This is a genomic window from Vulcanibacillus modesticaldus (assembly GCF_001730235.1).
Lineage (GTDB): Bacteria > Bacillota > Bacilli > Tepidibacillales > Tepidibacillaceae > Vulcanibacillus > Vulcanibacillus modesticaldus.
This window is the reverse complement of record NZ_MIJF01000096.1, coordinates 1-622: the sequence shown is the minus strand read 5'-3', so window position 1 is coordinate 622 and position 622 is coordinate 1. Positions and strand designations below refer to the sequence as shown.

Annotated in this window: 2 rRNA genes; both read right to left on the bottom strand. The window is 41.2% G+C overall.

Going from position 1 to position 622, the window contains the following annotated elements:
* Positions 1–105, bottom strand: a 16S ribosomal RNA gene (locus tag BHF71_RS11070); the annotation flags it as partial.
* Positions 106–498: 393 nt separating this feature from the next.
* A 5S ribosomal RNA gene (rrf, locus tag BHF71_RS11065) occupies positions 499–615 on the bottom strand.
* Between the last annotated feature and the right edge of the window lie 7 nt (positions 616–622).

Here is a 622-nt window from a genome sequence, read left to right as displayed (position 1 = left end):
GCCGCTAAGTTTATTAGGAGCAAGCTCCCATAAACTTCGCTCGACTTGCATGTATTAGGCACGCCGCCAGCGTTCGTCCTGAGCCAGGATCAAACTCTCCATAAAAAGTTTGAGTTAGCTCTCTTTGACTTTGGTCCCACAATTCCTTGTGGCACGCTTGGCTTGTTACACTGTTCAGTTTTCAAAGAGCAATTTCAGCGACATTTAACATTTTATCATATCTCACTGTGTTATGTCAACTACTTTTTTCTCATAATATCTTGTCTGCTTCGTAGTCTGTTACGAGACGACAAAATATATACTAACATGCTTTATTATGTTTAGTCAACATATTTTTTTAATGCTGTTTTTGGAATCCTAATTATCTACAGTGCGATGAAGATTGTACCAATTTGATTCTTTTACTTTTGGGATGTTAGCAAAAAAGCAGCCTAAATAGGCTGCAATAAGTACGGTTGGTAATATATAAAAATATGTATGCAATATATAAAAAAAGAAGCCTGGCAACGTCCTACTCTCCCAGGACCCTGCGGTCCAAGTACCATCGGCGCTGGAGGGCTTAACGGTCGTGTTCGGGATGGGTACGCGTGTGTCCCCTCCGCTATCGTCACCAGACTTCTTC